We start from the raw sequence: 20,338 nt of genomic DNA on the forward strand, positions 1-20,338 counted from the left end.
GCTTATATGCCAGGGGGCAAGGAGCAATTATTCACTTCCCATATCCGCCTTTTGGGCAGTGTGGTGAGCCACACAGGCCAGCAGCTTGATCTTGCTTACCGGTTTGGCCAGATAATCGGTGCAGCCCGCTGCCTCGCACAGTTCCCGGTCTTCCTTGAACGCATTGGCCGTTACAGCGATGATAGGAGTAGGGGCGAGGCCTCTTGCCCGTTCGATATCGCGTATGGCCCTGGTGGCCTCGTGCCCGTCCATGCCCGGCATCTGGATATCCATGAGCACCATGTCATAGCTGTTGCGGGAGAATTTCTCCACGGCCTCCTTGCCGTCCGATGCGAAATCGAGAGTGCAGGCGGTGTGGTTGAAGTAGAGCTCCATGAGGGCCTGGTTGGAGTCCGAGTCCTCGGCCACCAGCAACCGTGTGGGCACTCGCGAGAGCCTTTCCGTCAAATCTTCCTGGGAAAACTGTTCAGTTTTTGGAGCTTCAGTCATCTGTTCGTTGATTTCGAAATCCAGGGTAAAGGAGAATGTCGAACCTTGGCCCGGTATACTCTTGAGGCGGATGACGCCGCCCATGAGTCGGACCAACCTGTCGCAGATGGCGAGGCCGAGTCCGGTGCCGCCATATTCTCGGGTAGTGGATGCATCGGCCTGCGTGAAACGGTTGAAGATGACGTCCTGTACCTCCCTTGGGATGCCGATGCCTGTATCGGATACCGTGAAGGCCAACCGGCCCGGCGGATCTTCCTCGGCCCGGTCGATGCCCAGGCGCACTTCCCCCGAGTCCGTGAATTTCACCCCGTTGTCGATGAGGTTTACCAGGACCTGACGCAACCGAACCTGATCTCCCTTGAAATGAGGTGGGACACGGGAACCGATATCCACGGAAAATGTGAGTCCTTTCTTGTGAACCCGCCCGGCTACCACTTCGCGGGTGCGCTCCACAAATCGGCCGGTTTCAATGGGCGCGTTTTCCAGCACCACCTCGCCTGCCTCGATCTTGGAGAGGTCGAGAACGTCGTTGATGATGCCGAGCAGCATTTCGCCTGAGGAGTGGAATATTTCTATGTACTGCTGTTGCTGGGGGCTGGGGTCCGTCTCCATCATCAGTTCCGCCATGCCCAGGATGGTGTTCATGGGCGTGCGGATTTCGTGGCTCATGCCTGCCAGAAAGTCGCTTTTGGCCCGGTCGGCGGCCTCGGCTTGCTCTTTTGCCATGGCCAGATCGTTCTGGATCTGCTTGCGCATCTCGATTTCTTCGGCCAGGGCGTCGTTGGCCCTGCGCATGGCAATGGTGCGGTCGGCCAGTTCCGCCATCAGTGTGTCGGACCTCTCCACGGCGGAACTGATGTCGTGCAGTTCCCGCAACCGGGCATCGGGCAGGGATATGTCCCGTTCTCCCCGGCCGATGCGATTCAGACCCCGGACACAGCTGAGAATGGGGACCACGATATCCCTGTGCAAAAAGTAGAGGAGGAAACCGATGGCGAGGGTGAGAAGCACTACGGCCAAAAGTCCCGTGCGGATAACGCCTTCCGCATTGCCTGCAATGGCCGTGAACCGTTTGTCCGCAGTTGTCGCGGCTTCAACCGACAGGTTGCCCGATACCTGTTCCAGATAGGTGTTGACCCGGCGCCAGAGCATTTCGCACCGTTTGTCGATGCGCAGGTTCTGCTCCCTGAGTTCCAGATATTCTTCGCCGCGTTGCAACGCCCTGGCTATCATGCCGGATACATTGGCCGTGGCATTGGCATTCTTCTTAAATTCCCCCTTGAAGGCGGTCAGGGTTTCCAGAGACTGCGCCCTTGAAACCAGAAAAATATTGTGTACCAATATGTTGCCTTCCGGCAGTTCCTGCAACCCCTTGGCGAGCTGGGAATCCGGGGCAAAATCGAGAAGGAGCGTATTCTCCCGGGCCCGTATCTGCGCCTGCTGATCCCGCAGTTCGGCGATGCCGCTGATGTCCCGGTAGGCATCGACCACCTTGCGATTGATCTCCGCTGCTTCAAAGGCCGAATCCTGGGTGAGAACACGGGCTGCCAGACGGTACTTGCGCCGTTCGGCCGGATCATGCGTCCGGTAGACAATACCGGCGAACCGGCCCAGACGCTCCAGATTTACCGCTGTGCGCTGCTTGGCCAGCACCTCGGGCAGGACCGTGTCCCGGGTATCCGTTGCCAGCACCGATATACTGTTCAGCGACCGGAAGATAACCACGCCTATGACGACAATGATGATGAGGGCGATGATGTGGAAGGCCGCCATGGTGGGGAGCAGGCTCGGCTTGCTGCTGTTTGCCTCCCTGGCATATTGTGGTCGTCTCTCACTGTTCATGGCTGGCGGATGTGTTGTTTAATAGATGGAGAAGGGAAAGTATTTTCTATTGATTCTATCGTAGGTGCCGTTTTGGCGGATGGTCTTGATGGCGGCGTTGACCGCATTGAGGAGTTCCATGTCCCCCTTGCGCACCGCTATGCGCGCCAGCGAGGATGTGGAATCTGCGGACAACGGTATCCCCACGAAGTCAAAGGGCGTGCCTTGTTTTGTCTGAAGAAAAGTGAAAGCCGCCAGCGAGTCCACCAGCACGGCGAAGACTTCGCCTTTTACGAGTCTGTCGAACGAATCATTCAATGTGGCTGTGAGGACAATTTTTGATTTGGCACCATATGTCTGCTCAAGATACTCCGCCTGAGCCGTCTCCCTTTGTGCGGCCAACGTTTTTCCGGCCAGGCCGTCCGGGGTCTGGAGAAATTCCTGGTGCGGATCGGCTATGAATGAGGTGCGCGACCTGTAGTAGTAGTTGCTGAAGGCGATCCGTTCACTGCGCTCGGGAGTCTCGGCCATGCTGGCCACGATCATGTCGTATTCTCCTGATTCCAGCCCCGGAATAAGATGTTCCCATGGGAAGATGGCGATGGAACACGATTTGCCCATGGCGCGGCAAAGCGCTCTGGCTATATCCACGTCGAACCCGGCGGGGAGGCCCTGTTCGTCGGTGTAGTTGAAGGGAGGATAGGCCCCCTCGGTCGCGATGCGGAGACTTTCGGCAGCTCCGGCAGGCGAGGCCGCCGTCAGGAGCAGCAGGATGAGGAGCAGGCGGCAAACAAAATGCATGAACCCTCCACGGCGTTGTGTTCTGACAGTATGCCACGCCATGGACCGCATATCCATCATTAAATATCAGTCGCCTGCATCCCGGCAGGATCAGAACGTCAGTTGTCTCCAGCCGTCTCGGATCATTTGCGTTATGGGCTCGCCCATGTAGCGGACGTCCACGCCCATGGATTCAAGCTCCGCCACGAGGCCGTAGTTTTCGGCACAGGCGCGGCAGGCCCAGACCTCGACGCCGTCCTTCAGCATTCCCAGGATTTCCTTGCGCAGAGATTCGTCTTCGCAGGCAAGCCGGGCCGAGGGGCCCCAGATGATCAGCCGGACTCGCTGCCACCAGCCGTGGCCATAGGCGTTTTTGGCATACATGAAGGCTATGTTGCGGGCCACTTCCGGGTCGCCGCTGCTCCATACGATGAAGATGGATTCCGAGGGTGAGGGGTTCTGCATTGAAATCTCCATGTGTTGCTTGTTGCTGATGGCGGCCGGCAGGGATCAGGCTCCCAGCCGGGCCAGATCGTCCAGGATGATGGAGGCTGCCCGTCGCGCCGCTCCGGGAGCGCCCACCTGGGAACGCAGTCCCGCCAGATCGCCTCGGATGGCCTTGTCACGCGCGGGATCGTCGAGCCATGCGGCCGCGGTTTCGGCCAGGACTTCGGGAGTCGCCCGTTCCTGGACGAATTCGGGATAGACCTCCCGTCCCGCAATGAGATTGGGCAGGGAGATGAATTTTACCTTGATGAGCAGCCGCCCTATGAACTCCGAAAGCTTGGAGACCTTGTAGGCCACCAGTGCCGGGGTGCCGATGAGCGCGGTTTCCAACGTGACGGTGCCGGATGCGGCCAGGATGAGCTTGCAGGCGTGGAAGGTCTCGTACCGGGTGGTCGGCTCGATGCATTCCACAGGTACATCGTCCGGCCACATTGCTTCCAATTTTCCCACGTCACGTCCCGGGGCGCAGACCATGACACAGCGCAGGTCGGGGTGGCGCTTGCGCAGCAACTTTGCCGTCTGGGCAAAGAGCGGCAGCAGGGTGGATATCTCGCGGGACCGGCTGCCGGGCAGGATGCCGATGAGGTTGTCGTCCACCGGCTGCATGTCGAGTCGCTCCAGCGGCAGCACGTCCATGAGCGGATGGCCGACGTAATCCACGTCCATGCCCGCCTTGGCGTAAAAGTCTTTTTCAAAGGGCAGGATGCAGATGACGCGGCGGACGTGCTCGCGCAAAAATTTTACCCGGCCCGAGCGCCAGGCCCATATCTGGGGACTGATGTAGTAATAGACCGGAATTCCAAGTTTCTTTGCCGCCTTGGCAATGCGGAAGTTGAACTCCGGGCAGTCCACCAGAACAACGGCCCGGGGGCGGATTTCCGCGAGTTCCTTCTTGATGGTCCGCAGCAGCCTGAGGATGCGCGGCAGGCCTCCCAGTATCTCCGTGACGCCAACCAGGGAAATGAGGCGCATATCATGGCGTTCCTCGAACCCTTCAGCGCGCATGGCGGGACCACCCATGCCGGTAAAGGTGACTTCCGGGTCCAGGGCACGCAGGTGTTTCATCAGCTCCGCTCCGTGCAGGTCGCCGGAGGCCTCGCCAACGCTGAACCAGATGGGACGTTTTTCCTTCATATGCAGGGTGTAAACTGCTTTGGCCTGATTCGGCAAGCCTTTGCCCCTGCCGTCGGGAGTGTCTGCGTCCATGGTGCTCCTGCCTAACGAGGTTGCCAACCGGACTTTGAGCGGGTAGAACCGGGCGCGAAAGACGAACCTGAGCCACACTGGAGGCACATATGTTGAAAGTAGGAGTGGTCGGTCTTGGCAAGATGGGGCGCATTCATCTGCGCAACTATACCGAGATGGACGGGGTAGAGGTTGTGGGCGTCGTGGACGTCGTTGCCGAGGCCCGCAAGCAGGTTGAGGAACAGTTTGGCGTACCCGCCTTTGCCACGGTGAAGGAACTGCTGGCGCAAAAACCGGATGCGGTAAGCATCTGCGTGCCGACGAGCCTGCACCACGAAGCCGGGATGGAACTCATCGACGGAAAGGTCAACGTCATCATCGAAAAACCCTTGGCCGCCACCTCCGCCCAAGGCGCGGAACTGGTCAAGCTGGCTGCCGATAAGGACGTCAAGCTCATGGTCGGCCACGTGGAGCGGTTCAATCCGGCCATCGTCCGGCTCAAGGAACTGCTGGGCGACGATGTCATCTCCATCCAGATCAAACGCGTGAGCCCTTACCCGGCCCGCATCCAGGACGTGGGCGTCATCAAGGACCTCGGGTCCCATGATATCGACCTGCTTCGTTTCCTCTCCGGCTCGGATATCAAGTCCGTGTATGCCGTCTGCTCCGCCACCATGGGCGAGCATGAGGACAGCGCTCTGATCAATGCCGAGATGGAAAACGGCGTGCTGGCGAACATCACCACCAACTGGGTGACCCCGTATCGGGAGCGCAGCATCATCGCGACCTGCAAATCAAAGCAGTTCGTCGTCAACCTCATGGCCCAGGAAATCTGCGAATACTCGGCGGCTCCCGATGACAATGCCTACACCGTGCGCGAATGGCCCGTCATGGCCCGAGAGACCATCAAAGAGGAACTGACCCAGTTCCTCGGAGCCGTTCGTAACAACACCGAAGTCCCCATCACCGGCGAGGACGGCCTCCAGGTGCTCCAGGTGTTCGACCGTATTTTTGAATGCGTGAAATAGCGGATGAGCACAGATTGAAAAAAAGTCCCGTCTCGGTCGAGACGGGGCTTTTTTAATGCCTCCGGCGGCTTAAGAACCTTTTGAGAAAGGTTCTTGAGGATCTCCAAAACTTTTTGGTTCGCTTCGCGCAGGGGAATTTATTTAGTTAGTGTGTGGGCCATGATGGTCCAGAAGGTCTTGGCTGGTCCGTGGAGTTGGGGGAGGACTTTTGTAACGGCCTTGCTAAAGCTGGCGGCTTCGGCGGTTCGTTCGGCTTGGTTCATGGCTTCCAATTCCTGGGCCGAGAATTTGTTTTCCATCTTGGAGTGGTTGGCAAAGGCGTGGCCTGCGGCGGCTCGTGTGCGTCCCTTGCCTGTGTCCTGCATGTGCACCACTTCCACCGCGCCGTCATACATCACCCGGCCGCCCGCCTTCCAGATTTGCAGGTCGTGTTCGATGTCGTCCACCTGCGATGGTGAGAAGCGAACGTCGAACCCGGGCACGCCAAGGCGGTCCAGCCTTTCGCGGTCCAGCATATGGCAGCAGCCCATGACCGTCAGGCTGGGGCGCGCGCCGTCAAACTGGCCCATGTCCATGAGATTGGGCGCGTTGGGCGTGAAGCGAATTTTGGTCTCGCCCACTTCCTGAAAGCGGCGGAAGACGTATTGCAGGGTACGCACGTCCCTGTTGACGCATTTGGGCCCCACGGCCACGGCATTGAATTGCTTGAGGGTGGCGAGGTAGCGGCCCAGCCACTGGCGGGGCAGGAGCACATCATCGTCCAGAAAGGCCACGTAGCGGGCCGCGCGGACTTCATCCAGCGCGAGCAGCCAGTTGCGTGCGGCGGGAGCGCCCACATTGACAGGCAGATGCACCCATTGCGGGGAGAGGGATGGGGCTGCATTGTGTATGCGCGCTTCCAGTTCCTCTGCCGGGCACGTCGTTGTTCCGTTGTTCAGGATGATGACGCGGGCCTCTCCCAGCTCCGTACCGGCAAGACTTTCCAGCGTGGTGGCCAGCAAATCCGGCTTGTTCCAGGTGTAGAGGCAGACGACGGTGTCCGGGCCGGGCAGGGGCAACGGTACATCCGGTATGGCCATCTGCTCGATGAGGGATGGCTGGAAAGGTTCGGCGGCAAGGGATGCGGCCATGTGGGAGCGCGCTTCCGTACCGTCCCCCTTGTCCAGGGCCATGCGGGCCCGCAGATTGTGGGCCATGAAGTTTTCCACGCCTTCCTCAAGGAGCATTTCGGCCAGGAGCGGCTCTCCTGCTGCGTAGGCTCCCCAGGCCATGAGCGGACCGGCCAACAGGCCCGACGGCGACTCGGCCATTATGCGGATCGCCGCGACAAGCGGTTCGCGAGCGCCGGATTGCCACAGATGCAGGAGCACCGGAAAACGGTGTTGGTTGGCCGGTTGGGCCCGCATGTAGGCGACGAACGCCTTGGGGCTGTCCGCGCCGGGAGTGGGCTGCGGCAGATTCTCCGGCAGCGGGTCTTGAGCGGTCAGGCGGTCGGCGGTTTCTAGCCAGGCGGAAAAGGGGGGATGGGGAACGCGCTCGTTCACGTCACGGGCCAGCCGCAGTTTGTCGCGATCAAAGGGATCGAAGAGCGCAGCATGGCGGATCAAGGCTGGGGCCAGCAGGGCAAAGGCGTCCGTCATAGGCCGGGCCTCAAGCAGGTTTCCGGCAACGGAAACGGCGTGGTCGGGAGGCAGATAACCCGCGTCACGTACCAGTGAAAGGATGCGGGCTGCGAGGAGCGAGGCGTTGTTCATGGTCCGACCCTAACAAAAAAGGCGGGGTTTGCAGACCCCGCCCTTTGGCTAATTTTCGAGTTTCTTTTTCGGTTTCTTGCGTGTCTGCGAGAACTTCTTCACATCAATGTTGTACTTCTTCACCTTGTAGTTGACGATGCGGTAGGAGACGCGCAGGTCCCTGGCGGACTGAAGCATGTTGCCGCCGGTCTTCTTGAGTGAATCCACCAGCAGCTCCTGCTCGAATTTGGCCACGGCCTCGCCAAAGGAGAGGTTGGTGCCGGTGGCCGAGCTTTCGGCCGACTGGAGGGTGGGCGGCAGGTGATAGGTGCGGATAACCGCTTCCTCGCACAGCAGCACCGCGCGTTCCATGCAGTTCTTCAGTTCACGCACGTTTCCTGGCCAGTGGTACATGACAAGCAGTTCGATGGCCGGGGTGGAGATACGTTTTACTTCCTTGCCGTACTCGTCCGAGAAATCTTGGAGAAAGTGCTCGGCCAAGGGCAGGATGTCCTCACGCCGCTCCTTGAGGGGCGGAATGAAGATGGGGAAGACGTTGATGCGGTAATAGAGGTCTTCGCGGAACTTGTTCTTTTCCAGCAGTTCTTCCAGGGGCTGGTGGGTGGCGCAGATGAGGCGGACATCAACGGTGATGGTCTGTTCGCTGCCAACGCGCTGGATTTCCTTCTCCTGTATGGCGCGCAGCACCTTTGCCTGGGCATCCATGGAGAGTTCGCCGATTTCATCGAGGAACAGGGTGCCCTGGTCCGCCACCTCGAAGAGGCCGCGTTTGGTCTGGAACGCGCCGGTGAAGGCACCTTTCTGGTGGCCGAAGAGTTCAGACTCGATCAACTCGCTCGGCAGGGCCGCGCAGTTGAGCTTGATGAGCGGCTTGTCCGCACGGGGGCTGGCCTGGTGAATGGCCTCGGCCAGCAGTTCCTTACCGGTGCCGGATTCGCCGCGCAGCAGGGCCGTTGCCCGGCTGGGAGCCACCTGACGGGACTGCCGCAACACAAGACGCATGGCCTTTGAGGCGGCAACGAAGTCCTGAGGCGGCGTAACGTCGCCGGTGCCGATGAGTCCTTGGGACAGCAGGTGATTCTGGGTGGCCATCTCTTCCTGCAACTGGGCGACGTGCCCGGCGATGATGCCTGCCACGACTTCGAGAAACTGGCAGTGCGCGGCCATGTCGTCCGCCGGAATGAGTGGGACGTCCACGGACAGCGCGCCGATGACTTCTTCTTCCTCGGCCCCGCGGTTGATGACCGGTACGCAGATGAAGCCGAGTTTTCTCAGCTCCTCCTCACTGCGTCCGAATGCTTTGTTCAGGAATTCCGGGTCGTCGGACATCCGGGTCACGGAGATTGACTGACCGGAATCGAACACGCGGCCGATGATGCCTCGGCCGGGCGCGTAGGTGATGTCTTCGGACTGGGCCGGAGAGTAGGTCAGTGAGAGCTTCAGGTTCTCGGTCTTGGGGTCCATGATGACCATGAATGCCCGGACGTATTCCATATCCTTGGCCAGGATGCGGAGCAGGGCATTGAGGGACTCCTCAAGCGGGATATCCCGCTTGAGGGTCTTCTGAACGGTCTTTAATGTGACCAGGTAACTGAGATCGGACGCGTCCTGGTTGTTCGATACCATATTCTTCTTGTATTAGGAGGTGAGCGCTTTGACGCCCAGCTCCAGAGCTTTGAGGTTGACGGGCTGAATCTTGGCCGGGAGGTTTTCCTTGATGGCTGCTTCCAGGGCCTCGGGGCCGAAGGGCAGCTTGCCGGAGGCGCACAGTGCGGCCAGCAGGGCCACATTGCCTGACTGGACGGCACCGGCTTCCATGCCGATGGTCTGGCTATCCATGAAGAAGGCCTCGGACGTATGTTCGGCCACGCGGGCCTTCACTTCGTCGATGGTCGGACAGCTTTGCTTGCCCATGGCCACGGCAAGCGGCGGCATGAACTCGGTAGCGGAGAGGACCAGGCCTCCTTCCTTGAGGTAGGGCAGGGCACGCAAGGTCTCCATGGGCTCGAAGCCGAGGAGGATGTCCGCCTCGCCATGCCCGATCTTGGGCGACTTGCACCCGATGAGCACGGTGGACTCGACCACGCCGCCGCGTTGGGCCATGCCGTGAATCTCGCCGGAGGTCACGGGAATGCCCTGGGACAGAACGGTCTTGGCAAGCAGGGTGGTGGCGGTCAGGGTGCCCTGTCCGCCCACGCCAGTCATGAATATCTTGATAGGGGTGATGTCGCTCATTTAGTTGCCCCTCTTCTTGGCTTTGATGTGGCCGCAGACCTGTAGGCAGAGCATACAGCCGTTGCACAGGATCGGGTTGATCGCGGCCTTGTCGCCGTCCCTGTACATGGCGGGGCAGGCAAGCTTCTCCAGACAGTCGTGCCGTCCGGTGCAGGAATCCGCCACGTAGGCGATCTGCGGGGCGACCTTCTTGTACACGCGGCGAGCGTAGAGCGGACACGGCTCCTTGGCGATGAGCACGCGCACGCCGGAGAGTTCCTTCAATTCCTCGAAGGCTTCGACGGTCTTCTTCTGGTTGAAGGGGTTGACCGTGCGGATATCGTTGACGCCCAGGCCACGGATGGCGGCCTCAATGGAGAGCGGATTGTCGTTCTCGCCGATGACGGTTTTGTCCACGCCCGGGTTGGGCTGATGACCGGTCATGGCCGTTGTCCGGTTGTCCAGAACAACGAGCAGCAGGTTGTGCTTGTTGAAGACCGCGTTGGCAACGCCGGTCAGGCCGGAGTGGAAGAACGTGGAATCGCCGATGAAGGCGAGCACGGTCTTGCCGGTGGCCTTGGCCATGCCGCTGCCTGCGGACACGGACGAGCCCATGCACACCAGGAAGTCGGCGGCCTGGAGCGGCGGCAGAATGCCCAGGGTGTAGCAGCCGATGTCGGACGAGTAGATGGCGTCGTCGCCAAATACCTTGCGCGCGGCATAGTAGGTGCCGCGGTGCGGACAGCCCGCGCAGAGGTTCGGCGGACGGCCGGGCAGCTCCGCGCCCTCAAAGTCGCTGGCCGGAGTCTCGGCCACGCCCAGGCGGGCGCGAATGGCGTTCTCCACCATGGTGACGTTGAACTCGCCGTAGCGGGGCAGGATGTCCTTGCCGTAGATCTCGACGGAAAGCTTGTTCTTCTGGGCCAGGACGCGCAGGTCGTTCTCCAGGACCGGCTCCAGTTCCTCGACCACCATGACCTCGTCCACGCTCTTCATGAAGTCGAGGCAGAGGTTTTCGGGCAGGGGGTGGGAGAAGCCGAGTTCCAGGACCGAACATTTGTCGGCCAGACCGGAAGCGGCCAGGGCGTCGGAGACATAGGCCCGGCTGATGCCGGAACAGACGATGCCGAGTTTGCCCTCGCCGGAGATGGTGTTGTAGGGCGAGTGCTCGGCCTCTTCGCGCAGGGCCTCCAGCCTGTCGAGGAGCGACAGGTGCATGGGGCGGGAGAAGGCCGGGATGGGCACCAGCTTGGAAGGGTTGCGGATAAAGCCATCAGGCTTGCCCGGATCGGGCGCGGGGCCGAACTCGACAGGTCCGCGCAGGTGGTTGACCCTCGTTGTGGTGCGCAGCAACAGCGGTGCGCCGTGCTTCTTGGAAAGCAGCACGCCGTCGCGGGCCATGTCCTTGGCCTCCTGGGCGGTGGCAGGCTCCAGGACGGGCATACCGCCCAGACGGGCGTAAATGCGGTTGTCCTGCTCATTCTGGCTGGAGTGGCAGCCGGGATCGTCGGCGGAAAGCAGAACCAGACCGCCGGGCGCGCCGGTGTAGCACAGGGTCATGAGCGGGTCGGCCGCCACATTGACACCGACGTGCTTCATGGTCACCAGGGCCTTTGCGCCGCCCATGGTAGCGCCTGCGGCGACTTCCAGGGCGACCTTTTCATTAACGGAATACTCGAAGTAGTACTTCCCTTCGGGCGAAATCTTGTAGAACGTGTCGGGCACTTCGGAAGAGGGAGTGCCGGGGTAGCAGGTGACGACCTGGATGCCCGCTTCCACGCAACCTCGCACGATGGCTTCGTTACCGAGGAGGAGATGGGTGGCGCCAGGTGTGTCCGCCAGCAGGGGATTTGCCATGATGAAACTCCTAAACGTGCCTTATTTGGCTTCCAATTGAGCGATTTTGTAGTCGACGAACGGCTTGTCGGTGATCTGCTTTTCAGCCAGGGCCTTGTAGGCCGTCAGAGCGGTAGCCTTGTTGCCTGCGGCTTCCGCGGCTATGGCCAGCTGGCGATTCACCGGAACTGTGTATTCGTCGTCCACGGTACCCTGGAGGTCGGTGAGGATGGTCACGGCCTCGGCGGGCTTGCCTGCCAGAACCAGGCTCTTGGCCTGTCCCAGGCGGGCAACGATGTTGAGGTCGTCTTCGGTATAGCCGGCGAGGTCATTCCAGTAACCGGCGGCCTTGGTGTAGTCTCCGGCATCCATGCAGGCCTCGGAAAGTTCGAGCAGCAGGGCGGGCTTCACCGAGGACGGGACCGATCCGGTCAGTCCTTCCAGTGCGGTGATCTTGTCCTGGCCGGTCTTTTCAAGGAGAATGGTTCCCAGTGCGGCTTGGGCCTTGGCTTCCGTGCGCTGGCTATAAACGTTCCACCCCGCGATAATCACGGCGCAGGCGAGAACGGCTCCGACACCAGAGGCAATGGCCTTCCGGTATCTGTAGGCCTTTTCAAGGGCAGGGTGCATGGAATCGGGGACGTGAGATTCGAAGTCCACGAGCGGGGTCGTTTCAGTTGACTTGTCTTGGGCCATTGGTAGTCGAGTCCTCCATAAGGATGTGTCACTTTCCGGGAGACGGCAAACCGTTCCCCGACAACGCAAAGCGCTTGATAAGCAAAATTGTAAAAAAGGTCAAAGGCTAATTTGCCCGGCCAAGTCCATTTAAACAAAACCGCCCTTTGTTTATAGGGGTATTTTGATTAAATGACAAAATGGGTAAATTCTCCGGAAGTGGTGTTTTGCGGTCAAATCTGCGCCATTTAGCGGTTTGACTTTTGGCCCCGGCGCGGGTTAGCTCTTCCCTCTACGAAAATGAACAAAATTCGGCGTCGCGCCGATGAACGATAAGGAGCGGACATGGACTTGCGGGAACAGATGGTGGATATGGGCAAGCGTGCCCGGAAAGCTGCCAGAAAGCTGGCATCCGCCTCGGGCAAGGCCAAGGCGGACGCCCTGCTGACGCTGGCCGATCTGCTGGAGGCCGAGTCCCAAGCCATTGCCGAGGCCAATCGCCTTGACCTCGATGCCGCCGAAGAGCGGGGATTGGACAAGGCCCGTGTGCAACGTTTGACCATAACGGAAAAAGTTCTGGGCAACATGGTGAAGGGATGTCGCGAAGTGGCGGCCATGGCCGACCCGGTTGGCGAGATCGAATCCATGACCAAGCGTCCGAACGGTATGATGGTCGGTCGTATGCGCGTTCCTCTCGGTGTGGTTGCCATGATCTACGAGTCCCGCCCCAATGCCACGGTGGATGCCGGTATTCTCTGCCTCAAGGCCGGGAACGCGGTCATTCTGCGCGGCGGCTCCGAGGCCTTCCACTCCAACCGTTGTCTGGCCGACCTGATGCATCGCGCTCTGGACAAGGCCGGTCTGCCTGCGGATGCCGTTCAAGTGCCGCCCACCACGGACCGTGCCGCCGTGACCGAGATGCTGAAGCTCAGTGACTACATCGACGTGGTCATTCCGCGCGGCGGCGAGGGGTTGATCCGTGCCGTCACCGAGCAGGCCACCATGCCCGTGCTCAAACATTTCAAGGGTGTCTGCCACATCTATGCGGACGCCTCCTGCGACATCACCAGGGCCGTGCCCATCATCGACAACGCCAAGACGCAGTATCCCAGCGGTTGCAACGCCATGGAGTGTCTGCTGGTACATGCGGACGTGGCCGAGGTGCTGCTGTCCAAGGTCGCGGCCGCTCTGGAACCCAAGGGCGTTCGCTTCAAGGCCTGTCGCCGTGCGCTGCCGCTGCTGGGGAATGCGGCCGAAGCCGCCGTCCCCGGTGATTGGGGTTACGAGTTTCTTGATCTGGTCATGGCCGTCAAGGTTGTGGATTCCATGGACGAGGCGCTCGACTTCATCGCGGAGCATGGCTCCAACCACACCGAGGCTATTCTCAGCGAGGATTATCAGCACTGCATGAGGTTTATCCGAGAGGTGGACGCTTCCCTGGTCGTGGCAAACGCGACTACGCGGTTCAATGACGGCGCGCAGCTCGGTCTGGGTGCCGAGATTGGCATCTCCACCTCGAAGCTGCATGCGTATGGTCCCATGGGGATCAAAGAGTTGACCAGCGCGAAGTTCGTGTTGCTTGGCGAGGGACAAGTGCGAGAGTAGGCCTTCGGCCGGGTTCTCTTTTGGAATGAAATGAATGAAAGGCCGCCTGATTGGCGGCCTTTTTATTTAATGAAGGAAGAAGGAGAGCCGGGTTTGAAGCCTGCGGCTTCAAAAGCCCTCCAAATGCCCTGCGCGGGCGGCGGTTCTTTTTGCTGGGCCAAAAAGAACGAAAAAGGCCCTTGCGGGTAACTTGGCCGCCTGCGTGTTTCGCCGGAAGCATCCGATCCAAGCGGGACGGCTCCATCTCAGGAAAAGTATAGTTCCGTTTCTCCGCGAACAGATTGAGGCTACCGCCGTCCGTCCGGGTGGCTTACGAGAGCCGCCTTACCCGCTGGTCGGCTGCTAACCGCCGAAACACAGGGCTGGTCTCGTCCGAATTAGCCGGATGTTATTTGGGGACCGGAAGTCTTTTCTTCAGGACTTTCTTTTGCGGATGTTCAGGTTCCTGCTTGCCGTAGCGACGAATAACCAAGTTACTTCGAAGAAGCCCTGCGGGGACGGGGCTTAGAAGCTGACCAAACGGCCGGAGCGAATCTTCGCGGTCCGGCGGTTTCTGCTTCCCGCCTCGGGTCGCGGGAGCGCAGGCCGTTTGGATCAGATTCTTGCCCGTCACCGGGGCGATGGGGCGTGGCACCCCAAGAGCGCTTTTTGCTTACTTTTGGGCGCTCCGGTCCAAAAGTAAGTCGCACCTTTAGGGTGCGAAACCCTCTGATATGAATCCCGCCGGAGGCGGCTCCCTTAAATTCCTCCTGCCTTTTGCCTTTCTCTTTTGCTATTTGCCTTTTTTCTTGTGTTTTAATCTTTTGTCATCCGCCAACAAAAGTAGGTGATGACCACATCATCTACTTTTCCCCCTTTCATGCTGACAACCATTCCTGTTTTGCGTTAAGTTTAACGCGAAACCTCAGCAACGCGGAGGATACGATGAAAGAATTCGATGCGATAATACTTGGCGGCGGCCCTGCCGGTGGCGCGGTGGCGGAACCTTTGGCAAAGGCCGGGCACAGAGTGGCCATTATCGAACGCGAGGCGTATGGCGGGGCCTGTCCGCTACGGGGATGTAACCCCAAGAAGGTCCTGATGGCCGGGGCGGAAGCCGTCCATTCGGCCGGACTTATGGTTGGGGACGGCATTGTCTCCAAACCGGATGTTGATTGGCCTGCCCTGATGCGGTTCAAGCAGTCCTTTGTAGACCCGGTGCCGGAACGGGCGCGACAGGCGTATGCAAAAATGGGCATTGATGTCCGGCTGGGTGCGGCCCGGTTTGTCGGACCGGACCGGGTGGAGGTCAATGGCGAGACGCTGCGGGCCGATAATATATGTATTTGTGTTGGGCAGGTCCCGGCCGAAATGAAGGCGCCGGGATGCAAGGGACTGCCTATCAGCGACGACTTTCTCAATTTGCCGGAAATGCCGAAACGTGTGGTTTTTATCGGCGGCGGCTATATCGCATTCGAGTTTGCCCACATTGCCTGCCAAGCCGGAGCCGAGGTCGTTCTGCTCAACCGTTCGGACAGAGTGCTGCGTCATTTCGACGCCAAGCTGACGGCTGAGCTGGTCGATGCTTCCCGCGTGGCGGGCATTGAGGTTCGCATGGAGAGCCCGGTGCACCATGTGGAACGGGCTGGCGAGGGGTATCGGGTCTATTGCGGAGAGGACGGTGCCGATGTCGTGGAGGCCGATATGGTCTTCAACTGCACGGGGCGCCGCGCGGCATTGGACGGGCTGGATATCGACAAGGCGGGAGTCGTGGCGGACAAGCGTGGAATCAAGGTGGACAGCCGTATGCGGTCGGTCTCCAATCCCGCCATCTATGCCGTGGGCGATGCGGCGGACCAGGGCGCGGCGCTGACTCCGGTATCGACCATTCAGGGCAAGGTGGCTGCGGCCAACATCATGAACCCAGGATCGGAAGAGGTGAATTATACCGGTATCCCGAGTGCCTGTTTTACTTTGCCGCCTCTGGCGTCGGTGGGGCTTCTGGAAGAGGAGGCCCGTGAGCAGGGACTGGAGTTTACCGTGAAGGAAACGGACCTCGCCGAGTCCTTTCCCTGGAAGCGCCTCAAGGAGACTCATGGCCGGGCCCGCATCCTGTTGGACGAGGCCAACGACCGGGTGCTTGGCGCACATATTCTGGGGCATTGCGCAGAGGAGATAATCAATCTCTTCGGGCTGGCGATCCGGCAGAACATCCCCCTTTCCGGCCTGCGCGATACGGTCTGGGCCTATCCTACGTGCGGATATTACCTCAAGTATATGATCTGATGGGAGAAAGACGTCCCATTTTGACGGCGGGCCGTACCTGTGCCATAGGAAGAAAAACGATGTTACCAATCAGACAAGGGGACTTGTGGTGAAGATCGGCATACTTGGCGGAAGTTTCAATCCGGTGCATATCGGCCATTTGCGTGTGGCCATCGAGGTTCGCGAACGTCTCGGCCTGGACCGGGTGGAGCTGGTCCCGGCCAAACAGCCGCCGCACAAGACGGATAGCAATATCCTGCCGTTCGAAACCCGGCTGGCATTGGTGGAGCGTGCCATAGAGGGCGTGCCCGGTCTGGGAGCCAACCCGTTGGAAGGCGAACGGCCCGGCCCGTCCTTTACCTGCGATACCCTGCATTGCTACCACACGGAGCAGCCGGAGTCCGAATTCTGGTTTGTTCTCGGTGCGTCCACGTTCCTGGAGTTGGATCAGTGGCGGCGCGGCCTGGAGATTCCGGCCATGGCGTCTTTGGCCGTGGTCAACCGTTGGGAAGCGTCCGGAAGGGTTTCCGAATTTATCACATCCCATTGGCCCGATGCCGAGGCCGACGGTGATGGCATCTGGTTTTTCCCGGAAGGCAATTCCCTGCGGCTTCTGGACATCCCACGTTTGGATATAAAGGCCGGACATATCCGCCGCCGCTGGCTTGAAGGGCGAAGCCTCCGGTTCCTGGTCCCTCCGGGCGTGGAAGCCTATCTTGAGGAAAATGCCGCCGACGTGGAGGCGTATTGGGGGAAGCGAAGTTAGCAGAACTTCGCACGTCGTTTCAAACAAGTTTCGTGAGTCTGCCACCCCCCTTTATGGGGGCTGATTCTCACCATGTCTTATTTCCCATGGGCTCCTCTTTCAGAGGAGCCCAATCTTGTTTTTCACCTATTGCTTTCCGATAAATGCGTGGCATGTATCTGTAGGAATCGCTTTGTAAGCTTCCTTCTCTTCATTGCTGATAATTCGTATAGAAGGGACGATGTGTCGGTCTCTTGTCCATACTTTCCCTGAAAATTATTATGATGGTAGAAATGGTTATACGTCGAATGTTGACGATGTTCATTGGGTGCCTCGTGGCATTTCTTCGACCTGGACCTGAAGCGCGGCTATCAGACCGGCTCTGATTCCGCCCAATCGCAGGGCAGCACCGATGCGCAGGCGCTCAGCCTGTTTGGCCGCGTTGGGTGGGCCTTCCCTGTTGCGGAGAACATAACGGTCGAGCCGTTTGCCCAATACAATTGGCAGCAGTTGCGCATAGATGGCTATACGGAGTCAGATGGCTCATTCCGGCCCATTTTAGCGCCAGAACCGAGTATCTCAACCAGACGCGTTTCGGCATTGAAGTGCAATATGCCTATGACCAAAATTAGGACTTCTGGACCTGGGTTGGCCTGGGATTTTTGAGGTCGTTCGTCAGCCGTTGATTTCCGTGTCGCGGCGTGCCCGTCTTAACGGAGCACTTGTCAGCGAATGTTGCGGCTGAGCTTTTCACACACGGCCTGCATGACCATTTCCGGCTCCATGGCCGCCATGCAGCGATGCCCGCTCTCGCAGGGGCGACCGCCGTGCAGGGAGCAGGGGCGGCAGGGCATTTCCAGCTCCAGCACCGTGTCTTGCGGGCCGGAGGGAAAGAATCCCCAGGCCTTGGCCGTGGGGCCGAAGAGGCCGATGACCGGCGTGCCGGCGCCTGTGCCCAGATGCATGGGGCCGGAGTCGGAAGTGACCAGCAGGTCCGCTTGGCTTAGTATGGCGCAGGTCTCCCGCAGGTTCGTCCCGTTGGTCAGATCGCGATCGTTACCGGGCAGCAGGGGAGCCTTGTCTCGCCCTACCACCACCCAGTCATATCCTTCGCTGGCCAGCAGGGCCGTCAGGTTCAGCCAGTGGCCGCGCGGCCACTCCTTGGCCGGATGCGTGGCATAGGGGTGCAGGGCCACCAACGGGCGTTCTCTGGTCAGCGGGGCCAGCCGTTTTTGGGCTGTCTCGATTTCTTCCGTTGAGAAAAACAGGCGGGGCGCAACCGATGCCATGTCGGGCGGCGTGGCATCCAGGGCAAGTGCGTAGCGCTGGGGCACATTGAGCGCTTCCAGTGTGGCCCGGAAACGAGCGGAGCGGGTCTTGGCAAAGAGTCGTCGCGTGATGGAAAATTTGGGATAGCGGCTGACTTTGCCCTTCCAGACAAGAGAGAGGATGCGGGAGCGCAGGGTGTCGTGCAGGTCTATGAGCGGATGGCCCCTGAAGCGGGCTGCCAGCTCGCGGGATTTGGCAAACCAGGCACCGCCCTTGAGATCGGCATCCTCTAGGGCAATGACTTCCGACACTGCGGGATGGTGTTCCAACAGGGGCGAGTTAGGCGAGCGCGTGGCGACCACGAAAGAGAGTCCGCGTTCCTCCCGCCAGTGGTCGAGAACGCCGGTGAGCAGGGCGACATCACCCAGGTGGCCGAGGCGGTAGACGACCGCCGGAAGGGACTTGCCGGAAACCATGCCTCCCACTCGCCCCAATCTCCGTGGAAGTCAAGGCGCTTGTGGTTGCACGGCCTGTTCCCATCTGCTATCATTCGGGATCAGACTCCGGCGCGAACCGGACTGAGCGAGGAATCGACAACAACGATGTTTGAACTCATCCTATCGGTCAGCGTGGCCGTGTTTGTCTCCATGTTCTGTTCGGTGGCGGAGGCCGCGCTTTACTCCATGAGCTGGGCGGATATCGAGAAGCTCCTGCTTTCCGGCCGCAGATCGGCCAAGGTTCTCCAGGCATTGCGTTCCAATGTGGACGAGCCCATTACAGCTATATTGACGCTCAATACGTGCGCCCATACAGCTGGGGCCGCCGTGGCAGGCTGGGCCTGGGCCAAGCTATACGGCCAGGACACGCTTTGGCTCTTTACTTTGGGCTTTACAGTAATTATTCTCATTTTTACCGAGATCCTGCCAAAGACTATCGGTGTGGTCTACAACACGCAGATAGCGCCGCCTTTGGCCAGGCCGCTCAAGGTCATGGTTCTCATCTTTCGCCCCATCATCGTGGTGATGGGCGTGCTCTCCCGGATTGTGCACCATGGTGCACGAAAGGGACCGGAACACACGGAAGATGATATCAGGGCCATCGTGGCGTTGACCCGCCGCTCCGGGTCCATCAAGCCGTATGAGGAACAGTCTATACGGAACATCCTTCAGTTGGACTCCAAGCTGGTTGAAGAAATTATGACCCCGCGCACGGTGGTTTTTTCCCTGCCTGCTTCCATGACGGTGGCCGAGGCGAGGGAGCAGCATCCGAGCTGGCCGCACAGTCGGATTCCGGTGTATGACGACGACCCCGAGGATATCGTGGGTGTAATCTACCGCCGGGAGGTGCTGGAGGCGCTGGCCGACGACCGGGACGATCTCAAGCTTTCGGACCTGATGCGTCCGGTGAGTTTCGTGATCGCTTCGGTGACGCTGGACAAGGTGCTGGTCAAGTTTTTGGGCAGCCGGATGCACCTTGCCGTGGTGCTCGACGAGTACGGCGGCGTGGCCGGGGTGGTCACCCTGGAGGATGTCCTGGAAGAGATTCTGGGCAGCGAGATTGTGGATGAGACTGATCAGGTGGCGGATATGCGCGAGCTGGCCCGTCAGCAGCGTGATGAGCTGATCCGCGACCTTGCCGTCGACAAGGAAGCCAAACCGGGCGAATAGCAGCGCCCAAGGAATACGAATGTCGAAAAGTAAGAACAAGGCTATCTATGCCGTGGCCCTGGTCCTTTTTCTGGGCGGTCTCGGCTATCTCATCTTTTCCGGTCTGACCGAGGACTCCGTTTATTTCCTGAACGTTTCCGAGGCGCTGACCCATGATCCCAAAACCATGGGCAATGCGCGGCTTTTCGGCAAGGTGTCGTCCGACCAGCTGGAAATCAAGGACGGCAAGCTCGGTGCCAAGTTCTACCTGATCGACAAGATGCAGGGCGACAAACAGTTGCGTGTGGCCTTCAAGGGCGCGTTGCCCGATACCTTCAAGGAGAATGTGGAGGTCATCGTGGAAGGGCGTTTTGCGCCGGACGGTCAGGTTTTCCAGGCCCGGACACTGGTCACCAAGTGCCCGTCGAAGTATAAGGAAAAGAGCCGGGAAATGGATCAGACCAAACAACAGGCCGCAATGTGAAATTTCGTTCACATGGTTGCCCCGGTCCATGGTCGTGCGTACCTCGGATGATCCGC

At 59.8% G+C, this 20,338-nt stretch carries 17 protein-coding genes; 7 read left to right on the forward strand and 10 right to left on the reverse strand.

Features of this window, described 5'->3' with window-relative positions:
* Positions 1 to 27: 27 nt before the first annotated feature.
* The 4 genes from ACI0FG_RS04505 to lpxB form a co-directional block, all read right to left on the reverse strand.
* Positions 28 to 2,331: an ATP-binding protein gene (locus ACI0FG_RS04505; RefSeq protein ID WP_419787365.1), complete on the reverse strand. Its 2,304-nt coding sequence runs from the start codon at positions 2,329 to 2,331 to the stop codon at positions 28 to 30.
* A gap of 18 nt (positions 2,332 to 2,349) precedes the next feature.
* Positions 2,350 to 3,111 carry a transporter substrate-binding domain-containing protein gene (locus ACI0FG_RS04510; RefSeq protein ID WP_419787366.1) on the reverse strand — a complete coding sequence of 254 codons (762 nt, stop codon included), beginning with the start codon at positions 3,109 to 3,111 and terminating at the stop codon, positions 2,350 to 2,352.
* Positions 3,112 to 3,201: 90 nt separating this feature from the next.
* Positions 3,202 to 3,555, reverse strand: a complete 354-nt coding sequence (locus ACI0FG_RS04515) for a DsrE family protein (RefSeq protein ID WP_419787367.1) — start codon at positions 3,553 to 3,555, stop codon at positions 3,202 to 3,204.
* Between the two features lie 45 nt (positions 3,556 to 3,600).
* Positions 3,601 to 4,803 carry a lipid-A-disaccharide synthase gene (gene lpxB, locus ACI0FG_RS04520; protein ID WP_419787368.1) on the reverse strand — a complete coding sequence of 401 codons (1,203 nt, stop codon included), beginning with the start codon at positions 4,801 to 4,803 and terminating at the stop codon, positions 3,601 to 3,603.
* 89 nt (positions 4,804 to 4,892) lie between these two features.
* Here lpxB and ACI0FG_RS04525 point away from each other — a divergent pair, with 89 nt between their 5' ends.
* Positions 4,893 to 5,810, forward strand: coding sequence for a Gfo/Idh/MocA family oxidoreductase (locus ACI0FG_RS04525; RefSeq protein ID WP_419787369.1), 918 nt, complete (start codon positions 4,893 to 4,895; stop codon positions 5,808 to 5,810).
* 137 nt (positions 5,811 to 5,947) lie between these two features.
* On the opposite strand, the gene ACI0FG_RS04530 is transcribed toward ACI0FG_RS04525, so the two are convergent.
* Genes ACI0FG_RS04530 through ACI0FG_RS04550 form a run of 5 tightly spaced genes read right to left on the reverse strand, consistent with a single transcriptional unit; the run spans position 5,948 to position 12,310 of the window.
* Positions 5,948 to 7,564 (reverse strand): glycosyltransferase family 2 protein, encoded by a 1,617-nt coding sequence (locus ACI0FG_RS04530; protein WP_419787370.1) that lies wholly within the window; start codon positions 7,562 to 7,564, stop codon positions 5,948 to 5,950.
* A gap of 48 nt (positions 7,565 to 7,612) precedes the next feature.
* A complete protein-coding gene (locus ACI0FG_RS04535) occupies positions 7,613 to 9,190 on the reverse strand; it encodes a sigma-54-dependent Fis family transcriptional regulator (RefSeq protein WP_419787371.1) in 1,578 nt (525 codons plus the stop codon).
* A gap of 12 nt (positions 9,191 to 9,202) precedes the next feature.
* Positions 9,203 to 9,799: an indolepyruvate oxidoreductase subunit beta gene (locus tag ACI0FG_RS04540; RefSeq protein WP_419787372.1), complete on the reverse strand. Its 597-nt coding sequence runs from the start codon at positions 9,797 to 9,799 to the stop codon at positions 9,203 to 9,205.
* Positions 9,800 to 11,635, reverse strand: a complete 1,836-nt coding sequence (gene iorA, locus ACI0FG_RS04545; RefSeq protein ID WP_419787373.1) for an indolepyruvate ferredoxin oxidoreductase subunit alpha — start codon at positions 11,633 to 11,635, stop codon at positions 9,800 to 9,802.
* Positions 11,636 to 11,656: 21 nt separating this feature from the next.
* Positions 11,657 to 12,310, reverse strand: a complete 654-nt coding sequence (locus tag ACI0FG_RS04550; RefSeq protein WP_419787374.1) for a transcriptional regulator — start codon at positions 12,308 to 12,310, stop codon at positions 11,657 to 11,659.
* A gap of 324 nt (positions 12,311 to 12,634) precedes the next feature.
* On the opposite strand from ACI0FG_RS04550, the gene ACI0FG_RS04555 reads away from it, so the two are divergent.
* The 4 genes from ACI0FG_RS04555 to ACI0FG_RS04570 all read left to right on the forward strand — a co-directional run bounded on the left by ACI0FG_RS04555 (position 12,635) and on the right by ACI0FG_RS04570 (position 17,549).
* Positions 12,635 to 13,894, forward strand: coding sequence for a glutamate-5-semialdehyde dehydrogenase (locus tag ACI0FG_RS04555; protein WP_419787375.1), 1,260 nt, complete (start codon positions 12,635 to 12,637; stop codon positions 13,892 to 13,894).
* 924 nt (positions 13,895 to 14,818) lie between these two features.
* Positions 14,819 to 16,159, forward strand: a complete 1,341-nt coding sequence (locus ACI0FG_RS04560; RefSeq protein ID WP_419787376.1) for a dihydrolipoyl dehydrogenase family protein — start codon at positions 14,819 to 14,821, stop codon at positions 16,157 to 16,159.
* 88 nt (positions 16,160 to 16,247) lie between these two features.
* Positions 16,248 to 16,904, forward strand: coding sequence for a nicotinate (nicotinamide) nucleotide adenylyltransferase (nadD, locus tag ACI0FG_RS04565; RefSeq protein ID WP_419787377.1), 657 nt, complete (start codon positions 16,248 to 16,250; stop codon positions 16,902 to 16,904).
* Positions 16,905 to 17,207: 303 nt separating this feature from the next.
* Complete coding sequence (locus tag ACI0FG_RS04570; protein WP_419787378.1) at positions 17,208 to 17,549, forward strand: autotransporter outer membrane beta-barrel domain-containing protein; 342 nt, start codon at positions 17,208 to 17,210, stop codon at positions 17,547 to 17,549.
* 59 nt (positions 17,550 to 17,608) lie between these two features.
* Here ACI0FG_RS04570 and ACI0FG_RS04575 read toward each other — a convergent pair whose 3' ends face one another.
* Positions 17,609 to 18,628 carry a glycosyltransferase family 9 protein gene (locus ACI0FG_RS04575; RefSeq protein ID WP_419788354.1) on the reverse strand — a complete coding sequence of 340 codons (1,020 nt, stop codon included), beginning with the start codon at positions 18,626 to 18,628 and terminating at the stop codon, positions 17,609 to 17,611.
* Between the two features lie 126 nt (positions 18,629 to 18,754).
* Here ACI0FG_RS04575 and ACI0FG_RS04580 point away from each other — a divergent pair, with 126 nt between their 5' ends.
* A complete protein-coding gene (locus ACI0FG_RS04580) occupies positions 18,755 to 19,819 on the forward strand; it encodes a hemolysin family protein (protein WP_419787379.1) in 1,065 nt (354 codons plus the stop codon).
* Positions 19,820 to 19,838: 19 nt separating this feature from the next.
* Complete coding sequence (locus ACI0FG_RS04585) at positions 19,839 to 20,282, forward strand: cytochrome c maturation protein CcmE (RefSeq protein WP_419787380.1); 444 nt, start codon at positions 19,839 to 19,841, stop codon at positions 20,280 to 20,282.
* Positions 20,283 to 20,338: the final 56 nt, after the last annotated feature.

The organism is Pseudodesulfovibrio sp. 7M6 (genome assembly GCF_050058625.1).
GTDB lineage: Bacteria > Desulfobacterota > Desulfovibrionia > Desulfovibrionales > Desulfovibrionaceae > Pseudodesulfovibrio > Pseudodesulfovibrio salinus.